Origin of the sequence: Acetobacter sp. (assembly GCF_022483985.1) — a bacterium.
Classification (GTDB): Bacteria; Pseudomonadota; Alphaproteobacteria; order Acetobacterales; family Acetobacteraceae; genus Acetobacter.
Map to the genome: position 1 here is coordinate 502,676 of NZ_JAKVME010000002.1, position 18,966 is coordinate 521,641.

General features: G+C 60.6%; 20 protein-coding genes. 15 read left to right on the plus strand and 5 right to left on the minus strand.

The annotated features are described in order from the left end of the window. Nucleotides 1–53: 53 nt before the first annotated feature. The 3 genes from LKE90_RS13945 (at nucleotide 54) to LKE90_RS13955 (ending at nucleotide 2,832) form a co-directional block, all read left to right on the plus strand. Nucleotides 54–1,478, plus strand: a complete 1,425-nt coding sequence (locus LKE90_RS13945) for a leucyl aminopeptidase family protein (RefSeq protein WP_291491848.1) — start codon at nucleotides 54–56, stop codon at nucleotides 1,476–1,478. A 261-nt stretch (nucleotides 1,479–1,739) separates the two neighbouring features. Continuing rightward, complete coding sequence (locus tag LKE90_RS13950) at nucleotides 1,740–2,084, plus strand: MarR family transcriptional regulator (protein ID WP_291492044.1); 345 nt, start codon at nucleotides 1,740–1,742, stop codon at nucleotides 2,082–2,084. Nucleotides 2,085–2,385: 301 nt separating this feature from the next. Then, complete coding sequence (locus LKE90_RS13955) at nucleotides 2,386–2,832, plus strand: hypothetical protein (RefSeq protein WP_291491847.1); 447 nt, start codon at nucleotides 2,386–2,388, stop codon at nucleotides 2,830–2,832. A 100-nt stretch (nucleotides 2,833–2,932) separates the two neighbouring features. Here LKE90_RS13955 and LKE90_RS13960 read toward each other — a convergent pair whose 3' ends face one another. The 3 genes from LKE90_RS13960 to LKE90_RS13970 all read right to left on the minus strand — a co-directional run bounded on the left by LKE90_RS13960 (nucleotide 2,933) and on the right by LKE90_RS13970 (nucleotide 5,421). Next, nucleotides 2,933–3,970, minus strand: a complete 1,038-nt coding sequence (locus LKE90_RS13960; RefSeq protein WP_291491846.1) for a HoxN/HupN/NixA family nickel/cobalt transporter — start codon at nucleotides 3,968–3,970, stop codon at nucleotides 2,933–2,935. Beyond that, nucleotides 3,960–4,190 (minus strand): hypothetical protein, encoded by a 231-nt coding sequence (locus LKE90_RS13965; RefSeq protein ID WP_291491845.1) that lies wholly within the window; start codon nucleotides 4,188–4,190, stop codon nucleotides 3,960–3,962. The genes LKE90_RS13960 and LKE90_RS13965 overlap by 11 nt, the downstream gene beginning before the upstream one ends. A 196-nt stretch (nucleotides 4,191–4,386) precedes the next feature. Continuing rightward, on the minus strand, nucleotides 4,387–5,421 hold the full coding sequence (locus LKE90_RS13970; RefSeq protein WP_291491844.1) for a UDP-phosphate alpha-N-acetylglucosaminephosphotransferase: 1,035 nt from the start codon (nucleotides 5,419–5,421) through the stop codon (nucleotides 4,387–4,389). An 87-nt stretch (nucleotides 5,422–5,508) separates the two neighbouring features. Between LKE90_RS13970 and LKE90_RS13975 the strand changes: the two genes are divergently transcribed. The 6 genes from LKE90_RS13975 to LKE90_RS14000 all read left to right on the plus strand — a co-directional run bounded on the left by LKE90_RS13975 (nucleotide 5,509) and on the right by LKE90_RS14000 (nucleotide 11,205). After that, nucleotides 5,509–7,524 (plus strand): polysaccharide biosynthesis protein, encoded by a 2,016-nt coding sequence (locus LKE90_RS13975; RefSeq protein ID WP_291491843.1) that lies wholly within the window; start codon nucleotides 5,509–5,511, stop codon nucleotides 7,522–7,524. After that, nucleotides 7,521–8,660, plus strand: coding sequence for a DegT/DnrJ/EryC1/StrS family aminotransferase (locus LKE90_RS13980; RefSeq protein WP_291491842.1), 1,140 nt, complete (start codon nucleotides 7,521–7,523; stop codon nucleotides 8,658–8,660). The genes LKE90_RS13975 and LKE90_RS13980 overlap by 4 nt, the downstream gene beginning before the upstream one ends. A 15-nt stretch (nucleotides 8,661–8,675) precedes the next feature. Beyond that, nucleotides 8,676–9,146, plus strand: coding sequence for a hypothetical protein (locus tag LKE90_RS13985; protein ID WP_291491841.1), 471 nt, complete (start codon nucleotides 8,676–8,678; stop codon nucleotides 9,144–9,146). After that, nucleotides 9,146–9,742 (plus strand): HAD family hydrolase, encoded by a 597-nt coding sequence (locus tag LKE90_RS13990; protein ID WP_291491840.1) that lies wholly within the window; start codon nucleotides 9,146–9,148, stop codon nucleotides 9,740–9,742. Before LKE90_RS13985 ends, LKE90_RS13990 begins: the two co-directional genes overlap by 1 nt. Next, nucleotides 9,742–9,918 (plus strand): hypothetical protein, encoded by a 177-nt coding sequence (locus LKE90_RS13995; RefSeq protein WP_291491839.1) that lies wholly within the window; start codon nucleotides 9,742–9,744, stop codon nucleotides 9,916–9,918. The genes LKE90_RS13990 and LKE90_RS13995 overlap by 1 nt, the downstream gene beginning before the upstream one ends. Nucleotides 9,919–10,119: 201 nt before the next feature. Continuing rightward, on the plus strand, nucleotides 10,120–11,205 hold the full coding sequence (locus tag LKE90_RS14000; protein ID WP_291491838.1) for a glycosyltransferase family 4 protein: 1,086 nt from the start codon (nucleotides 10,120–10,122) through the stop codon (nucleotides 11,203–11,205). 5 nt (nucleotides 11,206–11,210) lie between these two features. Here the strand turns inward: LKE90_RS14000 and LKE90_RS14005 are convergent, their stop codons facing one another. Then, complete coding sequence (locus tag LKE90_RS14005) at nucleotides 11,211–11,465, minus strand: sulfurtransferase TusA family protein (RefSeq protein WP_291491837.1); 255 nt, start codon at nucleotides 11,463–11,465, stop codon at nucleotides 11,211–11,213. 215 nt (nucleotides 11,466–11,680) lie between these two features. Here LKE90_RS14005 and LKE90_RS14010 point away from each other — a divergent pair, with 215 nt between their 5' ends. From LKE90_RS14010 to LKE90_RS14025, 4 genes are all read left to right on the plus strand, one after another. Continuing rightward, a complete protein-coding gene (locus tag LKE90_RS14010) occupies nucleotides 11,681–12,154 on the plus strand; it encodes a Fur family transcriptional regulator (protein ID WP_291492043.1) in 474 nt (157 codons plus the stop codon). Next, nucleotides 12,151–12,999 carry a GNAT family N-acetyltransferase gene (locus LKE90_RS14015; RefSeq protein ID WP_291491836.1) on the plus strand — a complete coding sequence of 283 codons (849 nt, stop codon included), beginning with the start codon at nucleotides 12,151–12,153 and terminating at the stop codon, nucleotides 12,997–12,999. The genes LKE90_RS14010 and LKE90_RS14015 overlap by 4 nt, the downstream gene beginning before the upstream one ends. Before the next feature lie 39 nt (nucleotides 13,000–13,038). Then, nucleotides 13,039–14,634: an apolipoprotein N-acyltransferase gene (gene lnt, locus LKE90_RS14020; protein ID WP_291491835.1), complete on the plus strand. Its 1,596-nt coding sequence runs from the start codon at nucleotides 13,039–13,041 to the stop codon at nucleotides 14,632–14,634. A gap of 81 nt (nucleotides 14,635–14,715) precedes the next feature. Next, nucleotides 14,716–15,201, plus strand: coding sequence for a helix-turn-helix domain-containing protein (locus LKE90_RS14025; RefSeq protein ID WP_291491834.1), 486 nt, complete (start codon nucleotides 14,716–14,718; stop codon nucleotides 15,199–15,201). Nucleotides 15,202–15,276: 75 nt separating this feature from the next. Here the strand turns inward: LKE90_RS14025 and LKE90_RS14030 are convergent, their stop codons facing one another. Beyond that, nucleotides 15,277–15,684 (minus strand): hypothetical protein, encoded by a 408-nt coding sequence (locus LKE90_RS14030; RefSeq protein WP_291491833.1) that lies wholly within the window; start codon nucleotides 15,682–15,684, stop codon nucleotides 15,277–15,279. 199 nt (nucleotides 15,685–15,883) lie between these two features. Here LKE90_RS14030 and ssb point away from each other — a divergent pair, with 199 nt between their 5' ends. Further along, on the plus strand, nucleotides 15,884–16,447 hold the full coding sequence (ssb, locus tag LKE90_RS14035; RefSeq protein WP_291491832.1) for a single-stranded DNA-binding protein: 564 nt from the start codon (nucleotides 15,884–15,886) through the stop codon (nucleotides 16,445–16,447). A 1,157-nt stretch (nucleotides 16,448–17,604) separates the two neighbouring features. Then, entirely contained in the window at nucleotides 17,605–18,933 is a 1,329-nt protein-coding gene (locus LKE90_RS14040) for a c-type cytochrome (protein WP_291491831.1), read from the plus strand. Nucleotides 18,934–18,966 lie beyond the last annotated feature (33 nt).

Here is an 18,966-nt window from a genome sequence, read left to right on the forward strand (position 1 = left end):
ATGTTCGGGCGCAGCCTGCATTCCTTGATCGTTCATGAAGCCGGGGATGTCCGATGAGTGCTGGGGGAGTGGCCAGAAAGATGGAGTGCCTTGTTACAGGACGCGTGAAGGGGCCGGTTCGCGTTGTGCATGGAGTCCGGACTGCTGACCTCGGTGAACTGACCGCTCTGGTCGGGGAGACCGGAGCGCGCTTTGCGGTGGATACCGGCTTCACGGCGGCATCCGGGCAACTGACGCTGGTGCCGGATGCATCGGGCGAGGTGACCGCGCTTCTGGGACTGCCGTCTGCGGACAGGACCGATCCTTTCGTTTTCGGCGGGCTGGCCAGAGGGCTGCCGAAGGGCGACTGGACGGTGTCGCTACCGGATGACGTGGACCGGGGTGTTGCCGTGCTGGGCTTTGCTCTGGGGGCCTATCGCTATGCTCTGGGCGAGACGAAGCCTCTTCAGGTGCGTCTTTATGAGAAAAAGCCTGATCCACTGGCTCTGGAGATGGCGCAGTCGATCTGGCTGGGACGGGATCTGATCAATGCGCCCGCCAACCTGCTGGGGCCGGAGGAACTGGCGGCCGAGGCTCAGACGGCTCTGGAGCCCTTCGGCGCGAAGGTGAAGATCATCAAGGGCAAGACGCTTGAGGCAGCCTATCCGCTGGTCGCGCATGTCGGGAACGGGTCCGAGAGACGTCCGCGTGTTGTGGTGGCGCACTGGGTCGGGTCTCAGGCGAAGAAAGATGCGCCGCTCCTGTCTCTGGTGGGCAAGGGCGTGTGTTTCGATAGCGGTGGATACGACATCAAACCTTCATCCGGCATGTTGCGGATGAAGAAGGATATGGGCGGCGCTGCGACAGTTCTGGCGCTGGCGCGTCTCATCATGGCGCGGGACCTGCCGCTGCGGCTCGAATTGCGGCTCGGTTGCGTGGAAAACTCCGTTTCCGGCACGGCGATGCGCCCTCTCGATGTGGTGACGGCCAGAAACGGTCTGACGGTTGAAATCGGCAATACCGATGCGGAAGGAAGACTGGTGCTGGCTGATCTGCTGACGGAAGCCAGTGAAGCCCGTCCGGCGGCGCTGATTGACGTGGCGACGCTGACCGGAGCGGCCCGTGTGGCGCTCGGTCCGGATCTGCCTGTTGTGTTCGGCAATGATGATACGATGGTTGAGGGGCTGCTTGACGCAGGAAAAGCTGTATCTGACCCGTTCTGGAGACTGCCTCTGTGGGATGGATACCGGGACTGGCTCAGGAGTTCTGTGGCGGATCTCAATAATATCTCCTCGAAACCTTTCGCTGGAGCCATAACAGCGGCTTTGTTTCTTGAGCGTTTTGTCGAATCTGATGTGCATTGGGCGCATATCGACAGTTATGCGTGGAATGATTCAACTCGTCGCGGAAGGCCGGAAGGCGGAGAAATCCTGGGTTTGCGGGCGATTTACGAGGCCCTGCCGCGTGTGCTTGGCATGACGGATTTATTAAATTCGTGACAATAACGATCTACCTAAAAAACTATTCATTTGTTTCGGCTTTAAATCGTATCAGAATAATCTATATGTGCTTGTAACGAGTAATAAAGCTGACTGCGCGTCAGCGGACAGGGCGCTGATCTTCCTGTCTGGAAACAGGGAATGGATATTATGGCTCAGGTCAGGACAACGACACTTCGCACCGCATCCGCAGCAAAGGCTGCGGCGAAGCCTCAGACGAATGCGACGGCTGACCAGTTGGTCAACACGCTTCGTGACACGATGGTTTCGCTCGTCCGCCGTGACGGTCCGGATCTTTCCGCACGTCAGCTGGCTGTATTCCTGACCTGCTACCTTCAGGAAGAAGGTCACACCGTTCGCGGTCTGGCTTCCGAGCTGAATGTTTCCAAGCCGGCCATCACACGCGCTCTGGACCGTCTGGGTGAGTTGGATCTCGCACGCCGCAAGGTCGATCCGCTTGATCGTCGTTCCGTGCTGGTTCAGCGCACTCTGAAGGGCGCCGCCTATCTTCGCGAAATCCGCTCCATCATGGGCGAAGCCGCTCCTGCGACACGTAAGGAAGCTTCAGAGGAGCGTGCTCCCCGCGCCGGACGTCGCGCCGCGTAACGGGTTCCCCTTCGCTAAGAGTTTTGAAAAAGGCCGCTCTCTGGAGTGGCCTTTTTTTATGGTGTGTGGAGATGCTTTCCAATCTTCCCGGATAGTCACGGGCGGCCGGTTTCGTTGGATGCGGCCTGCTTGTAAAGGGAGATAAGAATGGACTGCTTTCTGCTTTCAGGAACCTGATTTGCCGAGCGACCGGGACTGTGGCCGAATGGCCCGGTGAACCAGAGGACGGGTTCAGGCGTTATCCCTGCACAATAGACGCCGATACCTTTCAGGTTCTGTCAGGAAATTTAAGGAGTTTACGATGCGTTTCACACCTTTCGCCGTTGTCGCCGCGCTGTCCGCCGTGACGTATTTGGCTGCTCCCGCCATGGCTGGTGATGCTCTCGGGACGCGGTCCGGCACCGTGACCATCAAGACCAAATCGGCTGACCTTGGCGTTGGCTACACCTGGGGTGATGCCCGTCTGACGTTCAACAAAAAGACATATCGCTACAAGGTCACGGGTGGGCAGATTGCCGCCGTTGGTTTTTCGGAAGTTGTAAGCAAGGGCACGGTCTATAATCTGCACAATGCCGCTGACATGGAAGGCACGTTTGCCGCGACAAGCGGTGAAGCCACTCTCGGTGAGGGGATTGGTGGTGCTGTTCTTGAGAACAAGCATGGCGTTCGTCTGAAGCTGGAAAGTGACGCCAAGGGTGCGCGTCTTTCTGCTGGCGCTGGTGGTCTGACGTTTGAACGTCTGAAATAAATCCTGCCGCAGAAATGAAAATATCAGGCCGGGAGTCGAAAGATTCCCGGTTTTTTGTTGACCGTCATCGGGAAAGACGGCTGCTCTCCCGTTTCGCCAGTCAGACTGGCTGTTTGTTTTTGCCGTATCGATAGAGGAGGGCTGATCCAGCACATGCCAGAACAAACATCCCGATGATAATCAGGCCGAGCGTGTTGAAGTGCTCTCCCAAAGACGCGGCAATATTCCAGAGTTTTCCGCGCAGGTTGAACCGGTCGGCAACAAGATCGAGCATTTCAATGCTGCCTATGACAAGGGCGACAAGTGCGGAAACCAGAGTAATGGCGATATTGTAACGAAGTTTGCGAAGGGGATCGACAAAAGCCCATTGATAGGCCCCTGTCATCAGCACGCCATCCGCAGTGTCGACAAGGGACATGCCTGCGGCAAAAAGCGCTGGAAACATCATGATGGATGCAACAGCGATGCCATGGCTGGCTTCGGATGCTGACAGACCCAGCAGCGACACTTCCGTTGCGGTGTCGAAGCCCAGACTGAATAGAAAACCGAGAAAAAACATATGCCAGCTTTTGGAAATCAGTCTGAACAGTGGTCTGAAGAAGCGGGTCAGCACACCGTTCTGTTCGGAAATCTTCTCGAAAATATCAGGATTTTCTTCTGGGTGGTCTCTGAGCTTTCGGTAAGTTCGCCAGGTTGAGCGCAAAACCAGAAGATTGGTCAGCGCGAGAATGAACAGAAAGCCTGCCGAGATGAGTGTGCCGACCACGCTCCCGATGTCGCGCCAGGTTCCGAGATGATCCTGCAAGGCATGGGACAGCACGATCGTTCCGAATGTGGCGATCACGACCAGTGTTGAATGTCCGAGCGCAAACCAGAGACCAAGCGTCAGGGAGCGTTTGCCCCTCTGGATGAACTGACGGGTCACGTTATCAATGGCGGCGATATGGTCCGCGTCCACGGCATGACGAAGGCCGAACCCGTAGGCGATCAGGGCGTTGCCCAGCAGAACAGGTGATTGTCTGAAAAGCAGAAGCGCCCAGAACCAGATTGCCAGATTGGCAAGAACCAGACAGGTTCCCAGAACGATGATACGCAGGGGTAGGGCAGCCTGACGCCTCCGTGCGGGATCAGACGCCATGCTGCACCGCGCACTGCACCGAAACGGGCGCCGGAGAATGCCCGGTCGCGCTCGGCTGCATGGCTGACATTGGGGTCAGGCAGTCATCGGAGACGTATTGCGCGGCGTAGGTGCTCGTATCGAAGACGTCTGTTTCCCGGTTGAGAGTCTTCTCGCAGTGATAAGCGATGTTCAGGTTGACCTCCTGACAGCCCTTCGGTCTCCGGCTGTTATCCTCCACCAGTAATGGCCTCCAGACCAGCGGATATGATGGCCATCATATCATGGCGCACAATCAGCAATGATATCAAATAACCAGATAAAACTGAGCGTGCTTTCGCAAAAGAGTAGACTGGAAATGAACTCGGGTCAGATAAAAGGCCGTTTTGCCTGTTTTCATCGGTCGTTCCGTAAACCACCTGTCAGGCGTTTCAATCTTACCATCGTCCCACCGGATGCCGCCTCGTGCGCAGAATCACGAAAGCCGTCCACAGGAACTGCGGCAGAACGACCACCGCAATCGTGGACCAGACCGTTCCGGCAGGCGGCAGAGCAAGCACGGCGTAAACACCCGCACCCCATAGAACGAAAGCCCAGTGGAGCAGGGTCACAACCGGCATCGGCACGCCGGAGCGAAAGGCGATCTGGTAGAGGTGCCCACGGTGCGCCTGTAACAGTTTCTCTCCGGCGAAAGTGCGGCGGATGAGCGTGAAGGCGACATCGTATAGCAGTCCTGCGATCAGGCACGGAACCAGCAGGGCCGCATGGAAATCAGGAATGGCCGGTGCGATGGAAGGTGTGGCCATCGTCAGGGCGGCGGCGGCGATGAGCAGACCACAGGCCTGACTGCCGACATCACCAAGAAAGATGCGGGCATGTGGAAAATTCAGCGGCAGGAAAGCCAGCAGCCCGAAGGTAAGCAGTGCGGCAAGAAGTCGGAGGTCCGGTGTGTCAGATGGCCAGAACGGCAGGGCGAGGCACAGAAATGCAAGACAGAGTGTTCCGGAAACCAGACCATTGAGCCCGTCCATGAAATTGACGGCGTTCGTCACAAACACGGCCCATATGGTGGCGCACAGGGCGGCCACGGCAAACCATGTCGGGTCTGCGAACCCGCCCATAGGCAGAATGGCGGCCGTGACCATCATGGCGGACAGGATCTGAGCGGCCAGCTTGATCAGGGGCGACCACTGATACACGTCGTCGAGCCAGGAAATGGCCGCCAGAAGTGCGACCGCACACCAGAATGTCACGCTGTCCGGCGTGAGGGCGGGCAGCCCGCACAGGTGCCGCATCGGGAAGAACAGGAGCAGAAAAGCCCCGATCACGCCGACGCCTCCGCCCTTTGGTGTCGGAGCGGTATGCGCGCTGCGATGTCCCGGCGTATCAAGCACCGCGACCGCGATCATCCGGCGACAGAGAAGCGCCGAGATGATGTAGGCAAGAAGCAGAAGGCCGAGGGCCGGATACATGTGAAACATCGAAAGCCACGAGCTGATTGAAAAACCTCGGCTTCGTTGCTTCTAGCCGACGCATAGCTGGGCTATACGGCGAGCGTGATGGTCCCGCAACGCCCGGATGTCGCGCCGAGAAATGCCCGGCTGCGACCGCTCAACAGAATTCTGGTCAACATCCTGCTTGACGGCAGCGTGGCCGCCGTGGCTGCGCCGTTCGCCCGCTGGCTGGCGGCGCCGCGTGACGGACTGCTGCATCCGCTCTGGTTTCTGGCCGGTGGAGCCATTACGCTGGTGGTCAGCGGCCTGCCGTTCAGGATGCCGCAGCAATACTGGCGTTTCTCCGGTCTGTCAGACCTTCTCGGGATAGTCGGCGCGTCCGTCGCCAGTGCGGCGCTGTTCACGCTGGGACTTTCCGCCACCGGCTTTCCGCTCCCGAGTCCGACTTTTCCGCTCATCTACGCTCTGACGCTCACAGCCATGCTGGGTGGCCTGCGTATGGCTTACCGCCTGTGCAATGGCATCACGCGACGCAGTATCGTGCAGAAACGGATCGTGCTGGTCGGCGCGGACCAGATTGCCGACCTGTATCTCCGGGCGCTCGACCGCAACCCGGAGGCGGGTGTCCGTGTCACTGGCCTGATCGGGCAGGGAACGCATCAGGCCGGACGCCGTATCCATAACGTGCCGATCCTCGGTCATGTCACGGATGTCGCCACCCTGCTTGACGCGATGGCCGCTCAGAACACTCTGCCGGACACGCTGGTTGTGACCGACCCGAACTTTCGGGGAAGCGGTCTCGCACGGGTTCTGGAAGCCGCCGAGGCGCATGAGATCGCTGTCATGCGGGCTCCGGTTCTTACTGATCTGACGCCCGCGGACAGGATCGCCCTGCGTCCCGTCGCCATCGAGGATCTGTTGAACCGGCCGCAGGTGCCGCTCGACAGGGCGGGCATGGATCGCATGATTCGTGGTGAGGTCGTGGTGGTTACCGGCGCGGGCGGCACCATCGGCTCCGAACTGGCGCGGCAGATCGCGGCGTTCGGTCCGAAGCATCTGGTGCTGCTGGATCACGGAGAGTTCGCTCTGTGGCAGATCGACGTGGAACTGGGCGAATTGTCGCCCTGTGTTTCACGTAGCGTTGTCGTGGCCGATGTGCGCGACAGTGACCGTATCGACGAGGTGTTCGCGCAGTATCGGCCGACGCTGGTGTTTCACGCCGCCGCCCTCAAGCATGTGCCGATCGTCGAGGCGAATGCCTGTGAAGGGCTGCTGACCAATATCGTCGGCACACGGATCGTGGCGGATGCGGCCCGGCGTCATGGCGTACGGGCGCTGGTGATGATCTCGACCGACAAGGCGGTGAATCCTTCCAGTCTGATGGGCGCGAGCAAGCGGGCGGCGGAGATGTACTGTCAGGCGCTCGACATCGCCACGCGCCATGCCGGAGAGCCGTTGCGGTGCGTGACCGTCCGGTTCGGCAACGTGCTGGGTTCGACAGGCTCGGTCGTGCCGCTGTTTCGACGACAGCTTGAGCGCGGTGGTCCGCTGACCGTCACCCATCCGGATATGCGGCGCTATTTCATGACCGTGCCGGAGGCGGTCGGCCTCGTTCTTCAGGCCAGTGTGCGGGGGACGGACGGGCTCAGGTTCGAGCAGGATACAGGCGAGGGGCCGTCACAGACGGAGCGTGTGGCCGGAACCGATGCGCTGTTGCGGGATGGTGGCATCTTCGTGCTCGACATGGGGCAGCCGGTGCGGATCGTCGATCTGGCGCGGCAGATGATCCGGCTTGCGGGCCTGCGCCCCGACGAGGACGTGAAGATCACCTTCACAGGTCAGCGTCCCGGTGAAAAACTGTTCGAGGAACTGTTTCATGGCCGTGAAGCGCCCGTGCCGACCGATGCGCCGGGTTTGCTGATGGCTGCCCCGCGTGTTGTGGACTATCAGGATGTGGCGCACGCGGTAGACCGTATAACCGTTCTGGCGCATGCGGGCGACACGGAGGCGGCGATGGCCGTGCTACGCTATCTTGTGCCGGAATTCGATCACAATGCGACCGGTGAGGCGAAGGGCGCTCCACCGGGCACCGATCAGGACAGGGAGAGCTTGACCTCATGAGCACGCCGGACGGGCAGAAGCCGATTGCCTTTCTTGATCTCCCAGCCCAGCAGCGTCGCCTCGGCGCGCCGCTGAAGCAGCGGATCGATACAGTTCTGGAGCACTGCCGTTTTGTGCTCGGTCCGGAAGTGACGGAACTGGAAGAGCGGCTCGCCGCATGGTCGGGCGTTGGCCACTGTGTCGGCGTCTCATCCGGGACGGATGCGCTCCAGATCGTCATGATGGCGGAGAATATCGGCCCCGGCGATGCCGTGTTTCTTCCGGCTTTCACCTATACGGCGACGGCGGAAGTGCCGCTGGTGCTCGGTGCGACGCCGGTTTTCGTGGATGTCGATCCCGCGACGTTCCAGATCGACCCGGTCAGCCTGCGCGAACGGATCGAGAAGGTCCGCAAGGACGGCAGGCTCAGGCCCCGCGCGATTGTCGGTGTGGACCTGTTCGGTCAGCCCGCGCCGTGGGAGGCGCTCCGCGAGATCGCCTCTGACTATGGCCTGTTTCTGATGGATGACTGCGCCCAGTCCTTTGGCGGCGCGTATCGTGGCCGTAATCTCGGTGCCGAAGCCGTGGCGACGACCCTGTCCTTTTTCCCGTCCAAACCGCTCGGCGGCTATGGCGACGGTGGCGCGATCCTGACGGATGACGCGGACCGGGCCGACCTGTATCGCTCGCTGCGCACGCATGGCGAGGGCAAGACCCGCTACGAAGTGCTGCGCACCGGCATGAACGGGCGTCTCGACACATTGCAGGCGGCGGTTCTGCTGGCCAAGCTGGACGTGTTCAGGGAGGAACTGGCGCGACGGGATGCGATTGCGGACGCCTATGACGCCGGACTGAAGGATGTGGTGGCGGTGCCCGCCCGTGTGCCGGACAGCGCCAGCGCCTGGGCGATCTACGCCGTGCTGCTGAAGGATTCCGCCGAGCGGGCGGCGACACAGGAGCGGATGAAGGCCGAGGGCGTGCCATCCGCCATCTATTACCCGATGCCGCTGCATCACCAGCCCGCGTATCGGGACCATCATGACGGTGTTGCGCTGCCGGTTTCCGAATCCCTGGCCCAGCGGATTCTGGCGCTGCCGATTCACCCCGAACTGACAGACGCGGAGGTCGCTCGCGTGATCGCCGCCGTGCGTGGCTGAAGGACTGACAGGATCATGAGGAAGGAAACCGCGTTCATCATTGCCTTTCTGGTGTTTACAATCGGAACGGCGCTGGTGATCTGGACGGCTGCGATGCCGAACTTCGTGCCGGTCAAATTTCCGGAAGTCACGGGTGGCAAGGTTGTAACCGGCCCGATGCGCAACACCCGCCCTCTTACGCAGGGTGAGGTCACCATGCTGAACGACTGGTTCCGGAATCATCCGGGAGGCTGGGGGCCGCTGAGCCAGACGCCTCCTTCCAGCGGTGACGCCCGTGTTGAGCTTGAGGGCACTCTGGATGGTCATCCGGACCCGATCGTGCTGACGCTCTGGACAGGCATCAGCGCCGCCGACTGGAATAACACCGTGTTTGTCGAGAGCCCGGACGGGTCGAAGGTGCGCACGGAAAGTTTCTCGGACACGGAGTTCGCACCGCTGCGCAAACTGGCTGACGGACAGGTCTTTCCCCGTTCGGCTTTCCCCTGATGCGGATTCCCGCTGGAACGGAAGCGCTTATCTTTGATTGTGACGGCACGCTGGTCGACAGCCTGCCGCTCTATCTGATGGCGTGGCTGGAGGCTCTCAAGGCAAAAGGCGGCCTCGATGTTTCGCCAGACTGGTTCTTCAGCAGGCGCGGCTATTCCGAAGGGATGGTCCTGTCGGAACTGGAAAAGACCCACAGTGTCGCGCTCGATCGGGCCGCCATCATGGCCGCCACACGGGAAGGGGTGCGCAACCGTCTCCCGGATGTGAAGCGGAACGCGCCTGTCGTGGCGCTGGTGCGGGAATGGGCGGGACGGCTTCCGCTGGCCGTGGCGTCCAGCGGGTCGCGGGAGGTGGTGGAGGCGTCTCTTGCGGCCATCGGGCTGCTTGAGGTCTTCGAGGCGGTCGTGACGATCGAGGATGTGGAGCGTCCGAAGCCTGCTCCCGATATCTATCTGCTGGCCGCGAAGAGGCTGGGAGTGACGCCGTCGCACTGTCTGGTGTTTGAGGACAGCGCCGAAGGGCTTGAAGCCGCCCATGCGGCCGGGATGGTGGCGGAAGACGTAAGACCCTGGTCGGACTTCCGCGGGGATGCCTGATGGAAACGCGCTGCGCCCGTTGTGACGCGCCGCTGGACTGTCTGGCGTCCGTGGATTGCTGGTGCATGAAACTGCCACCGGGACTGCCGGTTCCTTCTGAACAGGACAGCGGCTGCTACTGCCCGGCCTGCCTTGCCGAGATCATGGCCACTCTTTCGATTAAGAGAGTTCGCTGAGAAAATTCGGTCCGGTGAGACGATGGAGGCAGAGGACAGGCTGGCAGACGGGTTGCGCTGAGGCGCGATGAGCAGCGAACTGGAGCAATCCCGCTGAGCCCGCTGCGGTGTTGCTCTGGTCTCTGTTTTGCCGCAGTGATCGGCAGGACAGAGGCGTGATCGCCAGTCATGCGTGTGACGGACGACGTGAGGAGTGGCCGAATGAAGGTTTTCGTGCATCTTGCGAGAGGATTCGGCGACGAAACGTGGGGAGAGCGCTGGCGGTCGGGCAAGCTGCTGGGTCTGAACGAGGAACATGCCTACGGCTATGATCACGCGGCATCTGCCGACGTGCAGGTCGTTTATGCCTCAGACGCTCCCGAGACCCGGTTTCAGAAACTGATCCGCTATGCCGGGCGCGCCGTGCTCGGGTTCGATGTCGTCCATGCTTGGCGGAATCGCGAGAAACTTCTGGAAGCCGATGTCGTGTGGACTCATACGGAGTCCCAGACGCTGGGCGTGCTGTTGCTTTTCCGTCTGACGCGGGGGGGTGTTCCGAAGCTACTCGGCCAGACCGTCTGGCTGGTGGATCGGTGGGCAAAGCAGCCGTGGCCGCGTCGGCTGCTCTACCGTTTTCTGCTGCATCGGCTGGATGTGCTCACGACGCATTCTGTTCTGAACTGTGCGGATGCCCGTGAGTTGTTTCCATGGGTGCGTGTGGAGCAGCTCCGCTTCGGAATCAGGGCGGATGGCATGCGACCGGCACGGGGACCGCATGACAACGGTTCGATGAAAGTCCTTTCGCTCGGCAATGACGAACATCGTGACTGGCCGACGCTCTGCGCGGCCATGTCGTCTGTACCGGACGCGACGTTGCGCATTGCCAGCAGCACGAAGGCGGCCGCGAAGGCGGCGAAAGGTCACCGCACTATCGAGGTCATGAAAATCCGGGACAACGCCACGTTGTTCGCGGCCTATGAGCAGGCGGACGTCGTGGTGGTGCCGTTGGGCGAGAACCGTCACGCTTCGGGGATCACGGTGATTCTGGAAGCGGTCTATTTCGGCGTGCCGGTCATCGCCACCGACTGCGGTGGCCTGACGGACTATCTTGGGCATGACGCGGTTCTCTACGTGTCGCCGGGTGATCCTCTGGCGCTTGCCGCCGCGATTCGCTCAGTCAGGGAGAATCCGGAAGCCGCGAGACAACGTGTCGAGAAAGCGCAGGAGCGGATGAGGACGACGCTGAGTTCTGTCGCCTACGCACAGAGACATGTCGCCCTGTCCCGGGAGCTTTGCGGGCTGGCCTGACGATCTCAGCCTTCGTCCTTCTTGCGAATCGTCAGGATGTAGTGGTCTCCCTCTTTCTCTTCCTCGGTCGAGAGAATCGTATGTCCGAGCGACAGGGTGGAGCGGCTGACGTTTTTCAGCGGTTCTTCGCCACGAAGCGTCACGCGCAGGAGGCTGCCGGCGGGCAGTCCGTCCAGGGCAAGTCGGGTTCGCACGAACGTCATGGGGCAGGTCTCGCTGGTGATATCCAGAAGGAGGGGAGGGGCATCGGGCTCTTTCATGGCGTTCTATGTGGCCGCAGGAGCGGGTGGCTTCAAGTTCCACGGAATTATGTGGTAAATACCGAACAAAGCGCGGGCCGTGAGTGGACAAACCGCGTGGAAATCAGCTAGGCGAGGCATATGGTTGCGCATACACAGGCAGCAGGACGTATGCCGTGAGTCCGGCTTCTACCCCCTCTCCGTTCCGTCAGGGCTCCAAGGCCAAGACAGAAGATTTGTCCGATTCCCGCATCGCACGCCTATGCGTGGAGCGTGGACTCAAGATGACCGGCCAGCGCCGCGTGATTGCCCGTGTCCTTTCGGATGCGGAAGATCATCCCGACGTGGAAGAGCTGTATCGCCGGGCGTCAGAGCTGGACCCCAAGATTTCCGTGGCGACGGTTTACCGCACCGTTCGGCTGCTTGAGGAAAAAGGTATCCTCGAACGCCGGGATTTCGGCGGCGGTCGCGCCCGTTACGAGGCGACCGAGCATGGTCGTCATTATCATCTTATCGACGTGGAAACCGGCAAGGTTCTCGAGTTCGAGGATGAAGAGCATGAGGCGCTGATGCGTCAGATTGCCAACCGTCTCGGATTTGAGCTGATATCCATGCGGCTTGAGCTGTTCGGTCGCCGTTTGCCGACCCCGGAGGCGGCAAAGACGGAGCGTCCGAAAGCGACAAGGAAAGCGCGGAGTGCCGGTAAATGAGCGCTGAAATTCCGCAAGGCCGCGGTCTCTCCGCTCTCGATCTGGATCGCGATGGCTTTCACGAACTGCGTGGCGGCAATCTCGGTGTCCGGATCGCAGCCACTCCGGAAGAGATCGAGGCCGCGCAGGCGCTCCGCTATCGCGTGTTTTTCGAGGAAATGGGAGCGCAGCCTGACGAGCGCGCCTTCCGCCTGAAGCGTGATATCGATGAATTTGACGAATATGCCGATCATCTTCTGGTGATTGATCATGCGGTTTCTTCCGGAGCCGCAGGCGTTGTCGGCACCTACCGCCTCATGCAGGGCGACAGGGCGTCAAAGCTCGGTCGTTTCTACAGCGAGAGCGAATTCGATATTGCGCCGCTGAAGAAATTTCCCGGTCGTCTGCTGGAAGTCGGACGCTCGTGCATCGACATCAATTATCGTGGCCGTGCCGCCATGCAGCTTCTGTGGCGCGGGATCGCCTCCTACATCTTTCTGCACAAGATCGACGTGCTGTTTGGTTGCGCCAGTCTGCCGGGAACCAATCCCGAAGAGCTGAGCGAAGAGCTGACCTATCTTTACCACAATCATCTCGCGCCTCCGGCGCTGCGGGTGAAGGCTCTTCCCGACCGTCGCGTGGAAATGCTGCGGCAGGATCCGCTGACCATCGACCGCCGCCGGGCGCTCACCCGTCTGCCGCCTCTGATCAAGGGCTATCTGCGGCTCGGCGGATATGTTGGTGACGGCGCGGTGGTTGATCCGCAGTTCGGCACCACCGATGTCGCCGTTCTCGTGAAAAGCGAGCTGATGACCGACAAATACTATCGCCACTATGAGCGCCGGCTGCGTGACGCCCTCGACTGAGGGTTGTCCGATCCGGCCATTGGTCCGGTCGCTGGCCCGATGAGTTCTCCTGACCGCAGGACGACAGGCCCGTTCAGACGGATTGGTCTTGTTCTGCGTGGAATGGGGTGGCCACTTCTTGCCGGAGGGCTGGCGGCTCTCGCGTTTCCGCCTCTGCCTCTTCTCCCGCTTCTGCCGTTTGCGTTTCTGGTGCTCATGCGGGCGATTGATCGCGCCCCGACTACCCTGCGGGCGGCGCTGGCCGGTTTCGCCTTCGGATTCGGCGTGCATGCGGTCGGCCTCTACTGGCTCATCAACGCCATCCTGATCCGCGCCAGCGAGTTCTGGTGGTTTGTCCCGTTTCCCTCTCTGGGCTGCGCGCTCATTCTCGCGCCTTTCGCGGCAGTCCCGGCGGCGGTGTGTCGTTGCGTTCCTGCGGGATGGCGTCGCTGCGTGCTGTTCGCGGCGGTCTGGACGCTCTGCGACATGGGCCGTCAGTTTCTGTTCAGCGGTTTTACATGGAATCCGCTCGGCAGTGACTGGGCCATTCACGGGCTCGTCGGCGATATCATGATCCAGCCCGCCGCATGGCTCGGAGTGGACGGGCTGACGCTTGTGACTGTCATTCTCGCGCTGACCATGCCCTTGGGACGACGGGCGCTCATGGCTGGCGCTTTCGTCGTCATGCTCTGGGCAGGGGCTGGTGCGTTGCGTTTTTATGGCCTGGCGTCTCAGGCTGATGTCGCCGCCGCCGGTCCGACCGCGCCTGTTGTCGCGCTGGTGCAGGGGAATGTGCCGGAACAGGAAAAAATCAGCCGTCTGGATATGCAGAAGGTCTTTGAACGCTATCTGGCGCTCACTCATCGTGGTGTGACCGGGGCGCTTGAAGAGAGCGGCCGGACGCAGGGCGCGGCGCGTCCGGTCGTCTATGTCTGGCCGGAAACGGCCTTTCCCGGCGTTCTGGACGAGGATGCGCAGGCCCGGTCCATGATCGTCCGGACGGCGGAGGGAGCCAGTGCGGGAATTGTCGGCACGCTCAGGATCGGGCCAGACCAGCACTGGCGCAATTCAGTCGTGGGGCTTGATGAAACGGGAGAAGTCGCGGCGGTCTACGACAAGGCGACCCTTGTGCCGTTCGGTGAATATCAGCCGCGTTTCCTGCCGTTGCAGGTGGTGCCCGGCGGCGGCATGACACCCGGTCCCGGCCCGCGAAGCTGGCATCTGCCGGGTCTTGAGGCCGCAGGACCACTGGTCTGTTACGAAGTGATTTTCTCGGGGCATGTTGTCGATCGTCATGACCGACCCGGCTGGCTGGTCAACGTCACCAATGACGCCTGGTACGGCAACAGCGCCGGTCCCCGGCAGCATCTGGCCGCTGTCAGGTTGCGGGCCGTGGAGGAAGGGCTGCCGGTGGCGCGCGCCGCCAATACAGGCGTGTCGATCGTCTATGACGCTCGGGGGCATGATCTCGGCAGGCTGGAATGGGGGATCGAAGGCGTTCTGGTCAGGACCATGCCACCTGCGCTGCCGCCCACGATATTCTCGCGGTTCGGGCAGAAAATCCCTGTCGCCCTGTGCCTGCTGGCCGCACTGCTCGCACTGTTTCCATCACGGTTTCCATCACGTTCGGGTTGGCGGGTGCGGTCTGGTCGTTAATCAAGGTTAACAAATTCATCTTCTGGTTGTATGTTTACCCTCTTCTAACCCTTAGGTGGGGGTGTTTCGGAGAACGAGGTTATGGCGGCAACAGAAGATGGTGGGACGCGGGTCAGTGACCTTGATGCCCATGTGGGAGCGCGCATCCGCCTGCGTCGCACCATGCTCGGGATGTCGCAGGAAAAGCTGGGCGAGGCGATCAGCCTGACATTCCAGCAGATTCAGAAATATGAACGTGGCACCAACCGGGTCAGCGCTTCTCGCCTGTTCGAGATCGCCAGAGTGCTCGATGTGCCGATCGGATTTTTCTACGACGATATGCCGCTGGCGCCAGCGGCAGCTTCTCCCGAGACCACGCAGTCCGCGCCAGTGATGGGGTTTGCAGAAGCGCAGCAGGGCTTTGGTGGCCCCCCAATGCCGGGAACGCCGTCTCAGGTCGCGGTCGATGCGGCGGTGTTGTCCCGTCGCGAAACGCTGGAACTTGTCCGCGCCTATTATCGTATTCCCGACGCAGGGGTGAGAAAGCGTGTGCTGGATCTGATCCGCTCAATGGCGCCGTCTGACTGACTGGTCCATCAGGCCCGACAGGCTCACGCGTCCCCGGCGGACAGGCTTTTCCTGTTCGGGTGGGGAATGTGTCGTTTACGGATGCGGAGGCGGCGGAATGGGGGCCCAGTGTGTCGGGCGACCGTGGGGAGCCAGCCGCCAGCGCCTGTCCTGTGCGTCCCAGCGATCCAGCCAGATATAGTCGCCACGACCTTCGATATACAGGAACAGCAGGACAGCGCTTCCATCGTGCGGCACCGAACTGATGGGACGCCAGATTGTGGCGACGAACGCTTCCAGTCCCAGTTGCATCCGTGTGCGGTAGTGGGTCTGGGCCTTGGGGTCGAGATCACTCCAGGCGGCCCCGCAATAGTCGTAATAGGCTTCGGACGCGGCTTCGAGCTGCTCCCGATCAATCATGCGGGTCGCTTTGGGGCGAGGGGCGGACGTTCCGGAAGGTGTAGGCCTCTTGGCCGGAGCGTTGGGCGGGGGCGAACGGTTCAAGTGCTGACCATGTCTGAGAATGATGGAACAATAAGGGCGGAGATGGCATGTTAGTTCAAGAGCAGATGTCTCCGATTGCAGATTAATCCTCGTTGCGGGAACGCTGGCCGGGGTTTACCAGATATCCAATGGCGAAGTTTCCTGCCCCTGTCCGGTGGTGCGCAGGAACTCGACGCGGCAGAATAAATGAGGAGCCACAATGGCAGGTAGCGTGAACAAGGTCATTCTGGTTGGAAATCTCGGTAAGGATCCGGAAGTCCGGACCAGCCAGAACGGGCAGAAAATCGTCTCGCTTTCAGTGGCTACGAGCGACACATGGAATGACCGCGCCTCTGGCGAGCGCCGTGAGCGCACGGAATGGCATCGTGTCGTCGTGTTCAATGAACGGCTGGCGGATGTCGCGGAGCGGTTCCTGAGAAAGGGCCGGAAGGTCTATCTCGAAGGCGTTCTCCAGACCCGCAAATGGACCGATCAGTCCGGGCAGGAAAAATACACGACCGAGGTTGTGCTTGACCGGTTCCGTGGCGAACTGGTGCTTCTGGATGGTCGTGGTTTCGGCGAGGGCGATGAAGGCGGTGGTTATGGCGGCGGTTCGGACGCTGGTGGCTACGGCGGTGGCGGTTATGGCGGCGCTTCAGGCGGCTCATCTGGTCCGCGTCGGGTTGCAGGCGGCGGCGCGGCTCCGCGCGGTGGTGCGCCAGCTTCTCCCGGTGGATGGGATGCGCCGGGTGGCAGCGATCTGGACGACGAAATCCCGTTCTGAGGCCTGAATTCTTTCACATAACTGTTTTGCTGGGAGAAGTCATGCTTCTCCCGGTGAAAGAACGGTTCCCGATGGGTTTCGCTGATACCGGTTTGAGCGTTTGAGATCAGCGCAATACTGAATTTTTCCGGACTGCCGGATTCTATGATGCGATGCGGATAGCCAGTCCGCTGTTTGCTCTCGGGCTAGCCTCGCCGATCGTCGAGGAAAAGCTGTGGTCTCTTTCTATCGTAGGTCATAGCAGGATGTTTTGTATTCGCTGTGAAGCGCTGCGGGTTCGGATGCAGGGATGATTCGTGCCGGTGCCTCGACAGGTGATGTCCGAACAGGTGGTGTCCGGCTGGGGCGATGATTCCAGACAGACCGGATGAGCCTGTCGCGCTCGAAGTGCTGCTGGATGGTCGCCCGCTGGGATATGCCCTGACATCGTTACGGACCGTCTTGTGATCAAATGGGCATGAGACACAGGGTTTTGCGTACGGCCTGCCCCGTGGCGTGACCACGGTTCTCGGTCCGGCCTGCTGTGAAGACGTGCCTGATGGCCTGAACAGGGTTTCCAGAGAGGAATAAGTTTATTCTCGTGGCAGAGACGGGAAGCTGTCTATTGAGACTTCCGTGCCGTCGGCAGGCGCAGGCGTGTAGCGCCCTGTGATGATGCTGTTCCTCCATAGGACAGCATAACCGGAGACACATCTTCTCAGGGAGAGTGTCTTGATCTGTGCCAGTGTGACGCAGAGTGCGGCGATGGCCGAAGTGATCCTTACGTCGGAACAAAGGCATCTGGATTTTTGGGAAAGTGTTTCAGAAACCGTCCGATTGCTGTTTTCGACAGGGATGGCGGCAGTTTCCGATGTGCCTTACGGACCCAGGTTGCATTATTCAGAGTAAAGGCAAGAAAATAAAATGTCTATATTCCTAGGAATATAGACATTTTATTCACTCTGACGCGCTTTAATACGGTCTCTGCACCATGCGAATAGTAAAAATTCCGCCATGACATAGATCATATACCTCTTTTGAGGTTCCCCCTTCCGATTTATGCGTTTATTAAAAAGTGGCGCAGAGTGACACAAATACCCCGCCAGAATCCTGAGATGGGCGCGTGTCGCTTTCCATGGTGTGAAGGACGGTCGGTTTTCCGGCAGTGAGGGTTGAGAGTGATCAAACGCATACTTACAGGCGTTGCGGGTGTCGGCATTGTCGCCGGACTGGGGTTTCTTTGGTACGCTTGGTGGCCTGCCATTCCCAAAATCGACCCTGTGCGGCCGGGACAGTTTTCAGCGGAAAAAATTGAGCGCGGTCGCATTGTCGCGGCTGAAAGCTACTGCGTCGAATGCCATACCCGTCAGGATATGGGCGGTGGGCCGGAGCTTGCCGGTGACTATCAGATGGAAACGCCGTTCGGCGACATCTTCTCCTCCAATATCACGCCGGACGCCGAGACAGGCATCGGTACATGGTCGGAAAAGGCGTTCCGTCGGGCGTTGCAGGAAGGCGTCTCCCGCGACGGCTCGCAGTTGCTGCCCGCGTTCGTGTACGACCACTTCACGAAAATGAGCAACGAGGACATTTCGGACCTCTACGCGTGGATCATGACCCGCCCGGCGGTGCATATGACCCATCGTCCGAATGGTTTCCCGCTCAGCCTCGCCCCGCGTCTCGGACTGGCGGGCTGGAAGATGATATTCTTCACACCGGGCCGATATACGCCTGACCCGAAGCATGATGCGGAGTGGAATCGTGGCGCGTATCTTGCCGAAGGTGCTGCGCATTGCGGTGCCTGTCACACGCCGCGCAATCTTGCTGGCGCTGAAAAAGTGTCGGGTCACGCCTATGACGGTGGCGTTGTTGACGGCTGGATCGCGCCGCCTCTGAACGAGCACAATCCAACTCCGGTCGTCTGGACCGAAGACGAGCTGTACCAGTATCTGCGTAACGGCGTCGCTCCGCTGCACGGACCGGCTGGTGGCCCGATGTCGCCTGTCGCGCATGATTTCCTCGCGACCGTGCCGGAATCGGACGTTCACGCAATCGCCTATTACTTTGCGGACAAGGCCCATGCTGTCGAGCGTGTGTCCGGTGACAGGGCCGCTCTTGAGAACGCGATGGCGGCCTCAAAGAAAGACCTTGTCGGGTTCAGCGCCGACCCGGATGCGCGTCTGTATCAGGGCGCCTGCGGAGCCTGCCATTACAACGCAGCACCCGCGCCGGTTCTTGGTCGCCCTGAACTCGCGCTTAACAATGCACTGTGGCTGAGCGAGCCGACCAATCTTTACCTCGTCATGCTGCGTGGCCTGACGGCGAAGGAAGGTCAGAGCGGTATCGCAATGCCGAGTTTCTATAATGCGCTCAGCGACAAGGATATGGCGCGGATCGCCGCTTATCTGCGCCGCACACGCACGACGCTGCCACCATGGACGGATCTGGAGAAGAAAGCTGCTGACGCCCGCAAGCTGGTGGAACCACCAGTCAATTCCTCGCACTGAGCCTCGGATGAGCTGGGATCACGGAGCCGTATC

What these genes read in the sequence shown, in the direction of transcription:
- LKE90_RS13945 (WP_291491848.1), top strand. Translation starts at nt 54, where the DNA reads ATGAGTGCTGGGGGAGTGGCCAGAAAGATGGAGTGCCTTGTTACAGGA.
- LKE90_RS13950 (WP_291492044.1), top strand. Translation starts at nt 1,740, where the DNA reads ATGGTTTCGCTCGTCCGCCGTGACGGTCCGGATCTTTCCGCACGTCAG.
- LKE90_RS13955 (WP_291491847.1), top strand. Translation starts at nt 2,386, where the DNA reads ATGCGTTTCACACCTTTCGCCGTTGTCGCCGCGCTGTCCGCCGTGACG.
- LKE90_RS13960 (WP_291491846.1), bottom strand. Translation starts at nt 3,970, where the DNA reads ATGGCGTCTGATCCCGCACGGAGGCGTCAGGCTGCCCTACCCCTGCGT.
- LKE90_RS13970 (WP_291491844.1), bottom strand. Translation starts at nt 5,421, where the DNA reads ATGTATCCGGCCCTCGGCCTTCTGCTTCTTGCCTACATCATCTCGGCG.
- LKE90_RS13975 (WP_291491843.1), top strand. Translation starts at nt 5,509, where the DNA reads ATGGTCCCGCAACGCCCGGATGTCGCGCCGAGAAATGCCCGGCTGCGA.
- LKE90_RS13980 (WP_291491842.1), top strand. Translation starts at nt 7,521, where the DNA reads ATGAGCACGCCGGACGGGCAGAAGCCGATTGCCTTTCTTGATCTCCCA.
- LKE90_RS13985 (WP_291491841.1), top strand. Translation starts at nt 8,676, where the DNA reads ATGAGGAAGGAAACCGCGTTCATCATTGCCTTTCTGGTGTTTACAATC.
- LKE90_RS13990 (WP_291491840.1), top strand. Translation starts at nt 9,146, where the DNA reads ATGCGGATTCCCGCTGGAACGGAAGCGCTTATCTTTGATTGTGACGGC.
- LKE90_RS13995 (WP_291491839.1), top strand. Translation starts at nt 9,742, where the DNA reads ATGGAAACGCGCTGCGCCCGTTGTGACGCGCCGCTGGACTGTCTGGCG.
- LKE90_RS14000 (WP_291491838.1), top strand. Translation starts at nt 10,120, where the DNA reads ATGAAGGTTTTCGTGCATCTTGCGAGAGGATTCGGCGACGAAACGTGG.
- LKE90_RS14005 (WP_291491837.1), bottom strand. Translation starts at nt 11,465, where the DNA reads ATGAAAGAGCCCGATGCCCCTCCCCTCCTTCTGGATATCACCAGCGAG.
- LKE90_RS14015 (WP_291491836.1), top strand. Translation starts at nt 12,151, where the DNA reads ATGAGCGCTGAAATTCCGCAAGGCCGCGGTCTCTCCGCTCTCGATCTG.
- lnt (WP_291491835.1), top strand. Translation starts at nt 13,039, where the DNA reads ATGAGTTCTCCTGACCGCAGGACGACAGGCCCGTTCAGACGGATTGGT.
- LKE90_RS14025 (WP_291491834.1), top strand. Translation starts at nt 14,716, where the DNA reads ATGGCGGCAACAGAAGATGGTGGGACGCGGGTCAGTGACCTTGATGCC.
- ssb (WP_291491832.1), top strand. Translation starts at nt 15,884, where the DNA reads ATGGCAGGTAGCGTGAACAAGGTCATTCTGGTTGGAAATCTCGGTAAG.